This is a genomic window from Streptomyces sp. NPDC006463 (genome assembly GCF_042870715.1).
GTDB lineage: Bacteria > Actinomycetota > Actinomycetes > Streptomycetales > Streptomycetaceae > Streptomyces.
Genome location: NZ_JBIAHP010000031.1, coordinates 1 through 14637, shown reverse-complemented (window position 1 = coordinate 14637; position 14637 = coordinate 1). Strand labels below are relative to the sequence as shown.

Sequence of the window (14637 nt, the reverse complement as noted above, 5' to 3'; positions counted from 1 at the left end):
CGCGGATGGATCCTACCCCCCGCCCGCGCCCCCCCGCCGGCCCGCCCGGGGTGGGGGGGTCCCCCGGGGGGGGGCGCCCGGGGGGGGGGCGGGGGGCCCCCCCCCCCCCCCCCCGCTCATGGCCTCTCACCCGCTCCGCGCCCCTCGACGGTCACGCGACCGGAAGGCGTCAGTGGAGTTCCACGTCGCACACCGAGAGGAAGAACTCGCCGGTCTTGCGCCCGTTGCCGCCGTCAGGGGTGTCCGGGCCGCCGTGACCGCCCCAGACGTCCACGATCGCGGCCCGCCCGCTTCGGGACGGGAGGGTGGCGAACTCCCAATGGGTGGAGTCCTCCTCCCGCGGGGCCCCCTGGACCTCGACCAGGAACGGAATGGGCTCCAGGTCCTCCCAGGAGAGTCCGCCGCTGGGGTTCCAGCCTTCGCGGGTGATGAACCAGCGGTGCGACCAGGTCTCGTTCGTGTGATACGCCATGTAGTCGTACGAGAACGTGTGACTTTCGGCGCCGGCGGCCAGACGGGTCGTGGGCCAGTCGCCGAGGTCCGCACGGGGGGCAAGGTCGAGACCTGCGAACGCCGGGTTCCCGGTGGAGGCGACGGTGCTGCCCTGGAAGAACTTGCGGTACTCCAGGTAGTGCAGGGCGTGGTTCCAGGGGTAGTCGGCGAGCATCCGGTCGGCCCCCGGCAGCACCTCCTGCCAGGTGGTGCTGGTGTTCTCGGCCCGGGCCTTCGCGCAGATCGGGGCCTGGTCCTCGTCCCTGATCGCGGCGGCGGCCCGGCTGCGCGGCTGATCCACCGTGCCGTGGCGAGGAGAGGAGTCGGCGCCGGCCCGTGCGCCCTCGGTCTTCTGGGGGGCGGACCAGGGCACCGCGGAGTCCCGGGTCACGGTGACCTCGTTGGTGAACGCGGTGAACGAGCCGTCGACCTTGGCCCGGACCTTCACCCGGTATTCGGCGTCGGGCTCCTCTCCCAGGTCCACCCAGTGGGAGTTGGACGGGGACCAGTCCCAGGCCGGCCAGTAGAGGAAGACCGTCTGCCGTGCCTCACCGTTGATCCACACCTCGTAGACGTGCGGGTACGGGGCGTCGCCGTCGTTCCAGTCCTCCGGCGGGGGCCAGGTCCCGTGGTCGGGCCGGTTGCCACCGATCTGCCACCGCAGGTGGATGCCGAACATCCGGTGGCTGCCGTCGGCTCGGTGCTTGATGTCGGCCAGGAGCCCGGAGGGGGCCTGGCCCTTGGTGCTGCTGCTCATGAAGTCCTTCTCATCCGAATTCGGAGGGGATCAGCGGCGGTCGCGGAGCTCGGGACCGGTCCGGTCCCGGTCCGGTCCCGGTTCGAGAACCACTCGGCGGCGCGGGACCCGCGCCTGCCAGGACGAAAGCCATGCCGGTGGCGGCCTGGACGGCAGGACGGGAGCGTGCAGCCGATGTTTCTCCTTCGAAGAAGGGGATCTCGCTCCGTTGATCCTTGCGGGTTTCGGCAAGGGCGTTCGGCCGCGCCGCACACGTGATCGTTTCTGCGCATCGGTCCACCACCTGGATGGCCCAGCATGTCTTCGGGCCTGCGCCGACCAGGACCCGTACCGGCGCGAAACCTGGAGTTGAGACGGCCTGGCCCAGTGCCGTGTGCGCGACGGAGTGCCTGTGTGCGACGGGGGAACAGCAGGCTCGTCGGCCCATGGCGGGAGTGCGGCGCCGGCTCGCACGCGGTGACGGGGTTTCCGGCTTCGGTGGTGAATGCGCTGTGGCGCGAGGTTCGAGAAAGGCGCTCTGGTCGAGTGCACGGAAGCAGTCACCGCAGCCTGATCGCACATCACGCGATCCACAACACCTGACCACTGGTCATGTTCCTGACAGCGGTGGCAATGTGGCACTCCCACCCACGAACGGCTCCACACCCCGAAGGGGGCGATCAGCGCATGACCAAGCCTGAGAGCGCGGGATACGACTACGACGTCGTCATCAGCGGAGCCGGCCTCGCCGGCAGCGCCGCGGCGATCTTGCTCGCTCGACGCGGTGTCCGCGTCGCACTGCTGGAACGCCGCTCGGACCCCGAAGCGTACAAGGTGCTCTGCACCCACTCCCTCACGGCGAACGCCTACCCGGTGCTGGACGAACTCGGCCTCATCCCCGCTCTGGAGAAGGCGGGGGCCGTGCGCAACGAGGCCCGCTGGTACACCCGCTGGGGATGGATCGAGCCGAGGGCCGCGCCGGAGGGCCCCGAGCTACCGTACGCGTACAACATTCGGCGCAGCACCCTCGACCCGCTGATCAGGTCCCATGCGGCGCAGACCCCTGGGGTCGATCTGCTCCTCGGCCATCATGTGACCGGGCTGGTCCGGGATGCCGGGCGAACCTTGGGCGTACGTGCGTCGGCGCCACGGGGCGAGCGCGAGATCCGGGCACGTCTGGTGGTCGGCGCCGATGGCAAGGACTCGGCCGTAGCGAAGTTCGCCGGGGTGCCTGCCCGACTGTACGAGAACGCGCGGTTCGGCTATCTCGCACACTTCCGCAACCTTCCCCTGCACGGCGGGATCGGCCACGCCTGGTTCCTGGAGCCGGACATGGCGTACGCCTTTCCGAACGACGACGGGGTGACGGTCATCGCGGTGCTCCCGGACAAGAAACGCCTGCCCGCCTTCCGGGAAGACCTGGAGGGCAGCTTCTTCGAATTCGTCCGCGCCCTGCCCGAGGCGCCGCCCATCGATTCCGCCGAGCGCATCACGAAGATCACCGGCACAGTCAACTACCCGCTTCACAGCCGCAAGCCGACCGCACCGGGCGTCGCGCTCATCGGCGACGCCGCCCTGACCGGCGATCCCCTGTGGGGAGTGGGGTGCGGGTGGGCCCTGCAGTCCGCGCAATGGTTGGCAGAGGCGGTCGCTTCGGCCGCAACCGGTCGGGGCGACCTCAACAGGTCGCTCGTGACGTACGCACGCATTCACGGGCGCCGGCTGCGCGGTCACCAGTACCTGGCTGCCGACTTCGCCAAGGGCCGTCCGTTCAATCCCTTGGAGCGGCTGATGTTTTCGGCGGCAGCGCGCGATGAATCTGTGGCGCGGCACGTGCATCTGTTTGGATCCCGCCTGATCGGTCCGCTGCGTTTCTTGAACCCCGCGGCGCTGGCCAAGGCTTCGGCGGTCAACATCAAGCACCGCAGGGCGAGTCGTGAGCGGTCGGCGCCCTCACCACTGTGAGGGTTTCCCTACGCGACGCGGACCCGGCATCGGCAGGCCTCAACCTGGCTTCGTATCAAACAAGTTGACATTGAGATCGCGGGTGCTGTGTCATCTCGCGGTGACCGAACACTGACTGGAAGGGAAAGCCCTCATGAAGCTGAAGCGACTGGCGCAGGTCGGTCTGGCCCTGGCGGCGAGCGCGATCATGGTTGCCGGGACGGAAGGTTCCGCCTCCGCGAGCGGGCTCAACGTGAGTGTCAGCAAGAGCTGGGGCACTTCTACGTTCTACCCGGACGGTGACTGGCTCTACATCACCGACCACGCCGCCGACGGCTACTCGGTGTACGGCAAGATCCAGCAGCGGGTCTGCGCCAACGTCGGCTGTGACGGCTACACCTGGGTGGACCTGCGCACGGGTTGTTACGACACCACCAGCATCGGCGACAACGGCACCGAGATCCGCCAGTGCAACTACGACATCACCGAAAACGTACCGGTGCGCGTGTGCGAGGCCCGTTACAGCGGTGGCAGCCGCTACGGCGACTGGTACTGCAGCAACGAGACCAGGTCCTGATCCCGGGCAAGCTCCACGCCTGCGGGGCCGGGCAGCCTTGCAAGAGCGGCCCGGCCCTGAGCGCCCCCGGCGCCCCGCCGGGAGGGCGAGCAGACGTATCGGCGTTGATCACGCGGGGGTCTCCATGTCCTCCGTCAAGGTCGTGGTGTCGTCCCTGTTGGGGCCGGTCTACGCGGCGAGGGTGACGGCGGGTCGTCACCCTCGTGGGACCGCACCCGGGCCATCAACCCTGCGCTCGGCGCTGACCGGCATGTTCCCCGCCCTGGAACGCGTCTCGCCCTCACAGAGGTGTGGCGTTCCGGGCGGCCCCGCGGTCCATCCCGGACGCTAGCTCCCGGCAGCTGTCCCACAAGATGATTCCCATGCAGCACATCGAGTTCTTCACTTATACGGACGCCCGACTGTGGGGCATCCGCGTCGACGGGTCCGACCTGCGTGTCCATGCCGCGGATGCCACCCGCCCCCTGTGGCTGCAAGAGAAGAGCCCTTACGAGAGGACACCGGAGGGAACGGAAGACTTCCTGTTCCACCAATACGCCGGAATGATGGAGTCCGACCTTCGTGAACCTGTGGACCACTTTCTCGGCAACGCCGCCCCGGATCTCCGGCACGCACCGACGGACGCAACCGCAGTGCTGGGCTGCCACTGCGGCATATGGGATTGCTGGCCCCTGTTCACCCGCATCACCGCCACCGCTGAGACCGTCACCTGGTCCGCTTTCCACCAGCCCTTCCGCCCGGCCTGGGGCGACCTCGCCATTGGACCGTTCGTCTTCCCCAGACCCGTCTACGAGAGCGCGCTCACGCACGCCGTGCACTTCGCGGAGGACCCCCTCACCGCCCTGCCTCCATCCGATATGGCCGGCGGGACGTGACCACGGTCCGCTGAACTTGATCGGGTGTGTCGGCCCGGTTCGCCTGACGGTCGGCTGCCGGGCCGGTAGCCCTGGGGGCGTGAGGGTATGCGCAGGGCGGCGGGCTGACCGGCGCTGTGAGTGCCCTGTTAGCCTGATCGACATGATCAAGAGCGGGTTAAGGCAAGGGGTACCCCGCGGGCCGGCTTCCGGTCCGCAGCGAGCTCTGATCACCGCCAGTTTCGTCAGCAGGGTAGGCAATGGCCTCTTCAACACCGCTGCCATTCTCTACTTCACGTTCGTGGTGCACCTGCCCGCCACACAGGTAGGGGCGGGTCTGACGATCGCCGGCCTCAGCGGCTTGGCGGCCGGCATACCTGCGGGGAATCTAGCCGACCGGTACGGGCCACGCGGGGTCTGGCTGGTGACCCTCGCCCTACAAGCCGCCACGATGGCGGCTTTCGTCTTCATCGACAGTTGGCTCGCGTTCACGCTCGTCGCCACTCTGGACCGGCTGGCTGCCACGGCAGGCGGCGCAGCGGGCGGTGCACTCGTCGCAAGAGTCGGCGGTGAACATCCTGCCGCCTTCCGGGCCAGACTCCGGACCTTCGTCAATCTCGGCGTCGTCGTGGGCACCCTGGGCGCGGCCTTCGCCATCCAGATCAACACCCGCCCTGCCTACACCGGGCTGATCCTCGCAAACGCCGCCAGCTTCGCCTGCGCCGGACTGATCGCGTTACTGGGCGTCCCGAACTACCGCCCTCTGCCCCGGCCCAAGGAGCACCGTCAGTGGTCCGTCCTGGCCGACCGGCCGTACGTGTCCTTCGTTGCGCTCTACAGTGCCATGGGCCTGCAGTACCAGACCGTCTCCCTGCTGCTGCCGATCTGGCTCACCGCCCACACCGACGCACCGCGGTGGACCGTGGCAGCGGTCTACGCGGTCAACAGCGGCGTCTGCGTGCTGCTCCAAAGCAGACTCGGCTCCAAGGTGGAAACCCCACGCCAGGGCGGCCGCGCCTTCCGCCTCGCCGGGCTCCTGTTCCTCATCAGCTGTCCGCTGATGGCGTTGACGGCTGAGGTTCCCGCGTGGGTCGCACCGGCGCTCGCCGTCCTCGCCGTGTGCATCCACAGTGTCGGAGAGGTGTGGGAGTCGTCGGGCGGCTACGCGCTCGGCTTCGGCCTCGCACCCGACCATGCCCAAGGGCAATATCAGGGCCTCTTCGGTATCGGCTTCGACGCAGGCCAAGCCCTCGCCCCCGTGATCCTGACCGGAGCGGTCCTTGCGCTCGGACACGCGGGATGGCTACTCCTCGGCGTTTTCTTCGCGGGTCTGGGCGCGGCAGGACCTCCGGTGGCCGCATGGGCCGAGCGAACCCGCCCCGGGAAACCAGGTACGGAGACGTCCGCACGACATCGGCAAGGTGAATCCCCTCTGCTGGAGGCCGACCACTGAGGTTGAACCGGTGATGTCGCGGGGGCCCGCGTAAGTGGCGCGGCCACGGCGGGCCGGTAGATCCAGAACGCCGTGGCGGCCCAGGGTTCCCTGGGCTTTCCGGTGGGGGGTGTGAGGCATGGAGTTCGGGGTGGGGCTTCCGCGGTACGGGCGGCGGCCGGGTGTGCGGCGCTTGCCGCCGCCGTCGCGTCGGGAGAGGTGGGGGTCCCTGGTCTCGCTCTTCCTCGTCCGGTTCCTGCTCTCGCTGCCCGAAGACCCCGTCTCGGCGTTCTCCGCGCTGTTCGAGCCGGCACGGAAGGCCTTGCGGCTCCTGATGCGGCTATGGGCCGGGCCGGGCATGCGGGGCGGCTGGGACAGTGATGCGGGGCGACTGGTCCTTGCGGTGCATACGGCGTACTGGGTGAGGGATGCGATGCGCGCGGAGGAGGCCGACTGTCTGGTCGTCGTGGCGGACGGCAGGGTCGCCGTGCGGGCCGCCTGGCAGGACGCGTCGGAGGCGGTCTCCTGCGCGCACGCGGGCGTGCGGGACACCCCACGGCCGCGACGGACGCGGCGGCGCGTGGACATCGTCTGTGCGGACGGCTCCTGGCTGACCGTCCGTGCCTCCCAGGGCGCGTCCGCCGACCGGATCCGCGCACTCCTGTCGGCCCACGGGGCGTCTTGATGATTTGGCGTGTGCTGGGCGTCTACCCGTGCGTTGCGCACCTAGTTGGCCTGAGGGAGACGGCCTGGTGTCCCGAGTCGGAGGCTCTCTGGGGCGCGTCAACAAGGGCAGTTCACTCGCAGCGGTCCCGCATTGGATGCTGCTCGCGGTCCGCGCGGCTTCGGGCTCGAACCTGCCGACGCTGCCCGCACGGTGAGGTTCCCGTCGCACGCGCGGCCCGGGCCACCACCCGTAACACCTCCTCCCGGGCAGTGGCCCACCCAAACGGCGCAGGGGTAGTCGACGGTCACGTCGACTACCCCTGCGCCGCCGTAAGCGGGTCAGTGGCCGGCGGAGTGACCGGTCTGCGCCCACTCCTTCTCAGCTTCCTTCGAACAGGTCGTGGTCCAGACGGGACCGAACGCGGCCGGGACGGCGGCGGCCGACGAGCAGGTGGACGCGACGGCGGTGTGGCCAGCGGAGAAGTATTCGTTCTCGCCTCCGTCGTATGCCAGGGCGGCGCCCGCGCCGCCCAGCAGGATGCCCGCGGCCAGGACAGAGGCGGTCAGGGCAGAGCGCATACGCATGACTACTCCTAAGGAATTCCGGATGACGCGTCGGGGAAAGGGCGCGTCATCCGGCTAACATCACGCGAAAGCCACGAGAAACGGCGCTTCACTCCAATGCCGGACAGCCGATGTGGAAGACCCGCAAGGCGGCGTAGCTGCCCGCCGTTTCGGCGCCGCGTGCTGCGAACGTCTTGTCCAGGACTTCCAGTCCTGCCGCACCGCCGCCACCGTTCCAGAAGCTGAAACAGTGGCGCGGGCTGGCCACTCGCTACGACAGGGCTGCGGCTGTGCGTCTCGTTGCCGTCTTCATCCGGTCAGCGAGGCGATTGCGCAGAAATGCCCTGCACAGCCCCTGCTTGGGCGGTGAGTGAGCTGGTCACGGCATCGGCCATGGCGCGGGCCATGCGCTCGTGGAAGCGCCAGAGGAACGGGTCACGCGGGCTGGGTGCGCCGAAGTATCCCTGCGGTGTCACCCTGCGGGCATGTTCGCCTCCCTTTCGCCATTCAGCCAGGTCCGCCGGGCCCAGGCCCGTCGGCTGAAGCCGGGCCATGGCGTCATAGTCGACGAGTTCAGGGAACCAGCGCATCATCAGCGCGCTCTCGACCTCTTCGGCGTGGACGCCGAGTTCACCGGTCAGGTTCAGGCCTTCGAACAGCGGCTGCATGGCGAACGTGGCCAGGGCCGGTGTCTTCGACGCCTCGCCGAGGCGGTCGGCGATGAAGTCCGGCTCGATGAGGACGACCCCTGTGCTGCCCTCCTCGTGTCGGCGCGTCACGACGTCGAGGAGCATCCGGTTGTGAGCGATGTCGCCCTGATGGTTGATCACGAAGACGTGCCGGAACCCGTCCGTGGCGAGCGATTCCATGATGTCGAAGTGCAGTGCCGCCGCCGTCTCGGGGCGTGTGCGGAACGTTCCGGCAAACGCACCGGAAACCTGATTGATGCCCCAGAACACAGGTGGGGCGATCAGTGCCGCTACCTGGCGCCGGTCGAGTTCATCCTTCACCATCCGGGACAGCTGGTAGGCCCCATAGGCGTCGGTGCCCAACGGCAGGTGGGGGCCGTGCTGTTCGATTACGCCTGTGGGCAGCAGGACGCATGCGCCCGCTGCCGCCGCGGCCTCCACCTGCGGATATGTGAGGTCGGCCATCGTCCCGGCAAATACCGAGTATCCGCTCTGCATGTACATCCCCCTATGTGATGTCTTTGACCGGCCTGGCCGCCAGTCGTGATCATCTTCGCCGGGGCGCGCAGCCGCTCACGAGCGGCACCTACGCCGGAATTCACCCCTACGCCTTGTATGGAGATCACAAATACCCTCAGTGGGCCACATCTTCGGACTCCGCCTGCCGGCAGCTTGATCTGTCCACGCGGTGATCAGAAGGAAACGGCCTGGCTGCGGTCGTGTCGACCGACGGGTCCCGCTTGCCGAGAGCTGGGACTCCGGAGGCCTCGGCGTGGACGGCGAAGCGCTGCGAGGCCTACGCCAACGACCAGGCCACGCCGACCTCGCTGATCGCGGTCACCGCGAAGTCCAAGCGGGCGAAGGTGGCGCGTTCCCAGGGCTTGGTTGGCATCTCAATCGACTCCGCGATCGTGAGGCCTCATCAGCACGCCGGCCGGCGCCCGCACCGGCGCGCCGCCGGCATCCGCAGCAAACGGGGCCGCGTGGCGTGCCCCGTGATCGTCTTCACCGTGCTGGTGGCATGGGTGAGGCGTCTCGTACAGCAGCTGAGGGCACGGAACGGCGGAACTCCACGTACGGCATTTTCCGCCACTTCTTGGGTGTCCCGCCAGCCGCGTTCACCGCGGGTCAGCGGCCCGCCGCGACTACGTGCACTGCCTGAGTGCCAAGACCGGCAATGGGGGAGTCGTGTCGACATCGATCACGGAGTCGTCACGGGGTGTCAAGGCGTCCGTCCCGAGGGCCGAAGGCCGCGAGGGCGGCTGCATCGGTTGCGTGGGCTCGAAGGAAGTAGTCGGCCCACTCGGCGATTTCTGGATACGACGAGTCCTGGGTGACTTGAGTGATGGCGGCCTCGATGTCGAAGTTCGTGGTCCGTAGTTCGACACCCGGACCCAGGAGTGCCCAGTGGGCTCCGGTCCGCCCGTAGGGCATGCCTACGCTGCCGGGGTTGATGACGAGCCGGCCATGGGCGAGGCGGACGAACGGCATGTGGGTGTGCCCGAGGACGACTGTACGGATGTCGGCGTCGAGGGAGCCGAACACTTCCTGCCAGCGGTCGAGGCGGGAGTCGACGAGGACGACTTCCTCGTCGTCCCGAGGGGTCGCGTGGCAGAACAAGACCTTCCCCATGCCCCGCAGGGTCAGGGTGAGTGACCTCGGCAAGCAGGCGAGCAGATCGAGGTGATCTCCGCGCAGCTGCTCGGCGGCCCAGGGCGCGATGGGGTCCGGGATGGTGTCACGTTGACCGCGGCGGTATTCGAGAAGCTCGCGATCGGCGTTGCCGCTGATCCAGACGACGCGGTCTCCGAGCCCGGCCAGCAAGTCCAGGACCTGGGTCGGCTGTGGGCCGGCTGCGATGTCGCCGGTGAGCACGATGCGGTCCGCGGCGCGCACTTCCGGCTCGTCGAGCACTGCTTCCAGAGCGGGCAGGACTCCGTGTATGTCAGAGAGGACGGCTGTTCGGCTCAGCATGGTCACTACTGTGGAATGCCGGCCGGCTGGAGATGGGGCTGTTCGCTTCCCGCGTAGCCGCGTTGCTGTGTCGCGGTGTTGCGGTGTCGGACCGCCGTCACGGAGGGCGGCGGTCCGTCTGCCGCAAGCGGGCGTCCCTCCTTCAGCTGCTGACGTACTCGTAGACGCCGCCATCCGGATGGCGCAGCACGGCACGGTGTCCGTTCGGGGTGGGCTGCGGAGGAGCAATCAGCGCGGCCCCGGCTGCCACGGCGTCGGATATGGCCTGGTTCAGGTCCGGCACCGACAGCGTCGCAGCCACTCCCGCGAACCGCACTGCTGCCTCTTCCGACCCGCTGAAGAGCAGGAAGGGGCCGACAGCGGCCAGTTCCAGGCCCGCGAATCGAAACCTGTTGGCGTTTTCCCCGGTCACCTTCTCGTAGAAGGGCACAGCCGCTTCGAGGTCATCCACGCGGCGGCGCAAGGTCACTGAAGTGATCGACATGACCACATCCTTGCACCCTCCCAGCGGCGGCCGACACGACCCGATCACCCGGTGAACGCCCCCGGTCACGGCAGGCCCCAGGGGGTGTTCCACGAGAAGGTTGCACCTCTTGCAACAGATGTTGCGCGACATGGAACCGCCTGGCTCGCACGCCGGGGACACGCCCGGGCACGCGACGGTCGTCACGCCGGATGTGCGCAGCCCACGCAGCCCTCCAGTCTCCAGGCCCCGAGCCGCGCTCGGGTATCCAGCGCAACCCGCACTTCCGGGTCGTATCGCATGCCCAAGATCCCGCCGTCGCTCTCGCGCACGCCAGCGTCCTTCTGCCCGACATCACTGTCCTGTCCCTGCCTGCCGGGCTCGACAGCATCGACACGGACCCGGACGTCTTCCGCGTGTTCCACGGGGTGCGTGGCCTGGACCCTCCGAGCGGGTGGTGCTGCGGACCGCAGCCGCCCGGCTGCCCCGTGCCCTGTCCGGCCTCGCGGTCGAGGGAGCCGTCCACGTCGTGCGCGAGGGAGACTCCGAAGCCCTGACGCGGGCCCTGCGCACGAACGGGCTCCGCCGGGCCAGCTGCGACCCCGATGAGATGTCGTGAACTGGACTGCCGCGGACGGGACGTCGCCGTCGCCCACATGGCCGGTGGTTACGGGCCGAGGGCGGGGTCGGGAGTACTTCGGCCACGGTGTAGCGGCCTGGTCCCCGTCAGCGTCAGCCGCAGGGATCCGCCGCCGCACCGATTTCCCGAGCCTGATGCGTCTCGGGTAATCGGCTCGGTGCGGGAGGGCGTGACGTCAGCCGACCGGTTGCCGGGACTCGGCACGCACCTTGAGGGTGGTCTCGGCGACCTTGGCGAGGTCGACGGAGCCGGGCCTCTGCTGCGCGGTCTCCGGGGTGACGAAGGCGACCGAGGCGCCGGTGTTCTCGTCCGCCCAGGCGCACATCGGCAGGGTGCTCTCGACACCGTCCTGCCTTGCGGTCAGTACCTGGCAGGACAGGGTGATGTCGGAACCGGAGGGCGTGATGTCTCTGGCGGGGACCGCCAGGGTCGCACCTTCTGCGTCCGCCGCGCCGCCCAGCATCTTCTTGCGGGCGCCCTCGGGGTCCTTGAACTGGCCGTACATCCCGGAGATGACCAGGGCGCTCACCCCCTTCGGAGAGTCGGAGGTGTACTGGCCGACGGCCGGCTTCGGATCGCGGATCTTCGAGTCGTAACTGCCTTTCAGGGCTTCCTTGCCCTGGGTGTCCGAAAGGTCCTGGACCAACTGGTACTTGCCGTCCAGCAAGGTCTTGGGAACGGTGAGCCGGTACTTGGCCTCGGGGAAGCCGGCTCCGCTCGCAACGGATCCGGCCTCGTTCAGCAGGTTCACCACGAATCCGAGGGCGCCGAGCGCCACCAGCGAAGCCGCGACGATCCCGATCACCATGCCGGTGCGGTTCTTGCGCGGCGGGCCCATCGGGGGCTGCCCCCACGCTCCTTGACCGGGGTACGGCTGCGGCGGGTAGGGCTGCCCCGGGTACCGTTGCTGGTGCGACGGCTGCGGGGGGTACTGCTGTCCACCGTACGGGGGCTGCGTGGGCCCGTACGGACCGGGGGGCTGCTGGGGCGGCGGCGGCATGTTCATGCCCGAACGCTACGTCAGTCCCGCGTGCGGCGGTCGACACGGGGTGCCCCGGGCGCCGCTCCCGACCGCTTATCACTGACCCGCGATGCGAAGTACGCTCGGTCCGATCAGGCGACCACCCAGGTCGATTGAGAAGCAGGCCCCCGCGTGACAACACCAACTCGGACTCGGCTGTGACCCCGCGGCCCGCTGCGCGGATCGGTCGGATACGAGCGAGGCGATCGCGAGATGGGTTTCGGCGTAGGTATCGCGGCGTCCGTCCGGCCCTCCTTACGTCACGGTCCGACCAGGACGATCACCATGTCCGCCGACGCCGTAAAGCAATGGACAGCCCTCGGGTACTGGGCGAGCATCTCCGCGATGAACAACGAACCTCTCTCCGTCCCCAAACGCGTCCGCTTCGTCGAGCTCAGCGCAAAGGCGCTGCGGGCGCTCGCCGACGGTGACCTTGCCGGCGGCAGCGCCGAAGCAGGGGTCGCCCTTGACGAACACTTCGTCTGCGAACGGGCCCGCTATATCTTCGGCTATCGCGCTGACCAGCTCGCCGAGAACCCTTCTGCCGCGCCGTGGATCACGCGGGCCGTGGTGTCCGAGCCGGACGGGGCCGTCGTCGGCGACGCAGGGTTCCACGGACCGCCGGACGAGGCCGGGGTGGTCGAGGTCGGCTACACCGTCGTGCCCGGGTACCGCCGCCAGGGCTATGCCCGCGCCACGCTGAAGGCGCTGCTCGTCAGGGCCGCCGCCGAACCCGGTGTCAGGACCGTGCGGGCCACGATCAGCGCCGACAACACCGCCTCCCTGGCCACCATCGCGGGCTTCGGTTTCACGCGCGTCGGCGAGCGGGGGAACGAGCGTGACGGGATCGCGATCATCTTCGAGGTCCCTGCAGACGCCATTCAGGCCGAGTAGCTCTACGGCCTCGGCGGGACATGGGACCGTCCCGGTCGGCCGTGACAGGAGAAGGGCCGCCGCACGGGTTGGGTGAGTTGTGAAGCTGACCTGGGCCCGTGCGGCCTGTTCCCGACCTGCCCCGTCTGGTGCCTCACGCGCACTTTCGGCAAGTTGCTCGCCGAGCTCGCCAGTGCGTGGGAGTCCGGGCGCCAGCCCGCGTTTCGCGAGACCCTGGGAAACAGCGCGGACTCAGGCCGGTGAACAGGCCTATCCAGACTTCTCAATGCCGGTGTCAAGCCGCGCGTAAGCTGTTCGGACGGGACTACGCCGCTGGTTCGACGCTTACCGCGATGGCGCGTCTCCGAAGGTGAACCGCCAAGGCCTCCATCTCGACGAGCGTGCCGATGAGACCGGTCTCGGCGAGTTCCGTTGCCTGCGCTCGTGCTTCGCCCAGGGACAGTTCCCGTGCATCGCGGAGTGCCTGCAGCACGGGAACAAGGCTCGGCACGTCTCCAGACAGGCGAAGCCGCGCTGGCCCGTGCACTTGCAGCAGAGCCTGTCGAATGTTCTCGGGCGTGACGGGGCCGCGGTCTTCCTCGCACCATCCATTCGGGCAGTCCGCGCATCGTCCTTCGGTGCCCCAGCGGAGCATGCCGTGGTCGAAGAACTGGCCGACATCACAGGTCGTCGTGCCTCCGCAGGCACTGCACCGGCCTGTGACCTGTACTCCTTGTGTGATCACAGGGATCTCCTCAGTCATGGGTCAATGCTGATGGCATCCTCCCTGAGAAGTCGGCTTTGGCCGATTGGCGAGAAGCCCTATGGGGTGGTTGTTGCTGGTGGCGTGAGTTCGTAGTGCCGCTGGTCTCGGATAAGTGCCCACAGGACGTTGACTCGTCGCCGGGCCAGCGCCAGGACTGCTTGGGAGTGCCTCTTGTCCTCGGCTCGCTTGCGGTCGTAGTACCGGCGTGATTCTGAGCAGCAGGTGATGCTGCTCATGGCTGCCAGGAACAGGGCCCGTTGCAGACGTCGGTGATATCGCTTCGGCCGGTGTCGGTTGCCGCTGACCTTGCCTGAGTCTCTGGGAGCCGGTGCCAGGCCGGCGTACGTCGCCAGGCGATCAGGGCTGCCGAAGAGATCCATGTCGCCACCGATGGCGGCCAGGATCTCGGCTCCGAGCAGGTTGCCGATCCCGGGCATGCTGGCAACGATGGCGGCCTGGCTGTGGGCGCGGAAGGAGACCTCGATCTGCCGGTCGATCTCGCTGATCTTCTCGTTGAGCACGATCACTTCACGGGCGAGCGTGGCGACCATTCCTGCGACCGTCTTCTCTCCGGCAACGCTGGTGTGCTGTCGCTCGGCGGCCTCCATGGCGGTGCGGGCCAGGGCTCCGCACCAGCGAAGTTTCCGGTTCCGGAGCCACTGTTCGAGTCGGTTGGCGCCGAGCCGTCGGATGGCTGCTGGTGTCTGGTAGCCGGTGAGGAGGACCAAGGGGCCGTGGTTGCTCAGGTCGAGGGCGCGCTCGAAAGCGGGGAAGATGCCGGTCAGGAGGCCGCGAAGGCGGTTGACGGCTCGGGTGCGGTCGCAGACCAGATCGGCGCGGCGGCCGGTGAGCAGACGGAGCTCGATGATGGCTTCGTCGCCTTGCCTGATCGGCTGCAGATCGCGGCGCATGCGGGCCTGGTCGGCGATGACGTGTGCGTCGCGGG

Annotated in this window: 15 protein-coding genes and 1 pseudogene; 8 read left to right on the top strand and 8 right to left on the bottom strand. The window is 68.6% G+C overall.

Annotation, left to right across the window (positions count from 1 at the left end):
• Positions 1-169 precede the first annotated feature (169 nt).
• Positions 170-1249 (bottom strand): lytic polysaccharide monooxygenase auxiliary activity family 9 protein, encoded by a 1080-nt coding sequence (locus tag ACFYOB_RS36450; RefSeq protein WP_388567911.1) that lies wholly within the window; start codon positions 1247-1249, stop codon positions 170-172.
• 666 nt (positions 1250-1915) lie between these two features.
• Between ACFYOB_RS36450 and ACFYOB_RS36445 the strand changes: the two genes are divergently transcribed.
• From ACFYOB_RS36445 to ACFYOB_RS36425, 5 genes are all read left to right on the top strand, one after another.
• Positions 1916-3193 (top strand): NAD(P)/FAD-dependent oxidoreductase, encoded by a 1278-nt coding sequence (locus tag ACFYOB_RS36445; RefSeq protein ID WP_388567908.1) that lies wholly within the window; start codon positions 1916-1918, stop codon positions 3191-3193.
• A 133-nt stretch (positions 3194-3326) separates the two neighbouring features.
• The gene (locus ACFYOB_RS36440; RefSeq protein WP_388567905.1) at positions 3327-3749 is read left to right on the top strand and encodes a hypothetical protein; all 423 of its coding nucleotides are present in this window, start codon (positions 3327-3329) and stop codon (positions 3747-3749) included.
• A gap of 362 nt (positions 3750-4111) precedes the next feature.
• Positions 4112-4624 (top strand): hypothetical protein, encoded by a 513-nt coding sequence (locus tag ACFYOB_RS36435; protein WP_388567902.1) that lies wholly within the window; start codon positions 4112-4114, stop codon positions 4622-4624.
• A gap of 142 nt (positions 4625-4766) precedes the next feature.
• Complete coding sequence (locus tag ACFYOB_RS36430) at positions 4767-6056, top strand: MFS transporter (RefSeq protein ID WP_388567900.1); 1290 nt, start codon at positions 4767-4769, stop codon at positions 6054-6056.
• A gap of 118 nt (positions 6057-6174) precedes the next feature.
• On the top strand, positions 6175-6720 hold the full coding sequence (locus tag ACFYOB_RS36425) for a hypothetical protein (RefSeq protein ID WP_388567897.1): 546 nt from the start codon (positions 6175-6177) through the stop codon (positions 6718-6720).
• A gap of 320 nt (positions 6721-7040) precedes the next feature.
• Here the strand turns inward: ACFYOB_RS36425 and ACFYOB_RS36420 are convergent, their stop codons facing one another.
• Complete coding sequence (locus ACFYOB_RS36420; protein ID WP_388567895.1) at positions 7041-7286, bottom strand: hypothetical protein; 246 nt, start codon at positions 7284-7286, stop codon at positions 7041-7043.
• A gap of 296 nt (positions 7287-7582) precedes the next feature.
• Positions 7583-8458, bottom strand: a complete 876-nt coding sequence (locus ACFYOB_RS36415; RefSeq protein ID WP_388567892.1) for a creatininase family protein — start codon at positions 8456-8458, stop codon at positions 7583-7585.
• 217 nt (positions 8459-8675) lie between these two features.
• Between ACFYOB_RS36415 and ACFYOB_RS36410 the strand changes: the two are divergent.
• Positions 8676-8817 (top strand): annotated as a pseudogene (locus ACFYOB_RS36410) (HNH endonuclease); the annotation flags it as partial.
• Between the two features lie 349 nt (positions 8818-9166).
• Here ACFYOB_RS36410 and ACFYOB_RS36405 read toward each other — a convergent pair.
• Both ACFYOB_RS36405 and ACFYOB_RS36400 read right to left on the bottom strand, forming a co-directional pair.
• The gene (locus tag ACFYOB_RS36405; protein ID WP_388567889.1) at positions 9167-9928 is read right to left on the bottom strand and encodes a metallophosphoesterase family protein; all 762 of its coding nucleotides are present in this window, start codon (positions 9926-9928) and stop codon (positions 9167-9169) included.
• A 142-nt stretch (positions 9929-10070) separates the two neighbouring features.
• Positions 10071-10412, bottom strand: coding sequence for a VOC family protein (locus ACFYOB_RS36400; protein ID WP_388568069.1), 342 nt, complete (start codon positions 10410-10412; stop codon positions 10071-10073).
• 433 nt (positions 10413-10845) lie between these two features.
• Here ACFYOB_RS36400 and ACFYOB_RS36395 point away from each other — a divergent pair, with 433 nt between their 5' ends.
• On the top strand, positions 10846-11010 hold the full coding sequence (locus ACFYOB_RS36395) for a hypothetical protein (protein WP_388567887.1): 165 nt from the start codon (positions 10846-10848) through the stop codon (positions 11008-11010).
• A 196-nt stretch (positions 11011-11206) separates the two neighbouring features.
• On the opposite strand, the gene ACFYOB_RS36390 is transcribed toward ACFYOB_RS36395, so the two are convergent.
• On the bottom strand, positions 11207-12037 hold the full coding sequence (locus tag ACFYOB_RS36390) for a hypothetical protein (protein WP_388567885.1): 831 nt from the start codon (positions 12035-12037) through the stop codon (positions 11207-11209).
• Positions 12038-12337: 300 nt separating this feature from the next.
• Here ACFYOB_RS36390 and ACFYOB_RS36385 point away from each other — a divergent pair, with 300 nt between their 5' ends.
• On the top strand, positions 12338-12946 hold the full coding sequence (locus tag ACFYOB_RS36385) for a GNAT family N-acetyltransferase (protein WP_388567882.1): 609 nt from the start codon (positions 12338-12340) through the stop codon (positions 12944-12946).
• A gap of 304 nt (positions 12947-13250) precedes the next feature.
• Here ACFYOB_RS36385 and ACFYOB_RS36380 read toward each other — a convergent pair whose 3' ends face one another.
• Both ACFYOB_RS36380 and ACFYOB_RS36375 read right to left on the bottom strand, forming a co-directional pair.
• On the bottom strand, positions 13251-13688 hold the full coding sequence (locus ACFYOB_RS36380; RefSeq protein WP_388567880.1) for a hypothetical protein: 438 nt from the start codon (positions 13686-13688) through the stop codon (positions 13251-13253).
• Between the two features lie 59 nt (positions 13689-13747).
• Positions 13748-14637 (bottom strand): IS110 family transposase (locus ACFYOB_RS36375; protein WP_388567878.1); only part of this gene is annotated, 890 nt, incomplete at its 5' end.

Coding starts and splice junctions, on each gene's coding strand:
- ACFYOB_RS36415 (WP_388567892.1), bottom strand. CDS start 8,458: ATGTACATGCAGAGCGGATACTCGGTATTTGCCGGGACGATGGCCGAC.
- ACFYOB_RS36400 (WP_388568069.1), bottom strand. CDS start 10,412: ATGTCGATCACTTCAGTGACCTTGCGCCGCCGCGTGGATGACCTCGAA.
- ACFYOB_RS36380 (WP_388567880.1), bottom strand. CDS start 13,688: ATGACTGAGGAGATCCCTGTGATCACACAAGGAGTACAGGTCACAGGC.
- ACFYOB_RS36435 (WP_388567902.1), top strand. CDS start 4,112: ATGCAGCACATCGAGTTCTTCACTTATACGGACGCCCGACTGTGGGGC.
- ACFYOB_RS36440 (WP_388567905.1), top strand. CDS start 3,327: ATGAAGCTGAAGCGACTGGCGCAGGTCGGTCTGGCCCTGGCGGCGAGC.
- ACFYOB_RS36405 (WP_388567889.1), bottom strand. CDS start 9,928: ATGCTGAGCCGAACAGCCGTCCTCTCTGACATACACGGAGTCCTGCCC.
- ACFYOB_RS36450 (WP_388567911.1), bottom strand. CDS start 1,249: ATGAGCAGCAGCACCAAGGGCCAGGCCCCCTCCGGGCTCCTGGCCGAC.
- ACFYOB_RS36430 (WP_388567900.1), top strand. CDS start 4,767: ATGATCAAGAGCGGGTTAAGGCAAGGGGTACCCCGCGGGCCGGCTTCC.
- ACFYOB_RS36390 (WP_388567885.1), bottom strand. CDS start 12,037: ATGAACATGCCGCCGCCGCCCCAGCAGCCCCCCGGTCCGTACGGGCCC.
- ACFYOB_RS36445 (WP_388567908.1), top strand. CDS start 1,916: ATGACCAAGCCTGAGAGCGCGGGATACGACTACGACGTCGTCATCAGC.
- ACFYOB_RS36420 (WP_388567895.1), bottom strand. CDS start 7,286: ATGCGTATGCGCTCTGCCCTGACCGCCTCTGTCCTGGCCGCGGGCATC.
- ACFYOB_RS36385 (WP_388567882.1), top strand. CDS start 12,338: ATGTCCGCCGACGCCGTAAAGCAATGGACAGCCCTCGGGTACTGGGCG.
- ACFYOB_RS36425 (WP_388567897.1), top strand. CDS start 6,175: ATGGAGTTCGGGGTGGGGCTTCCGCGGTACGGGCGGCGGCCGGGTGTG.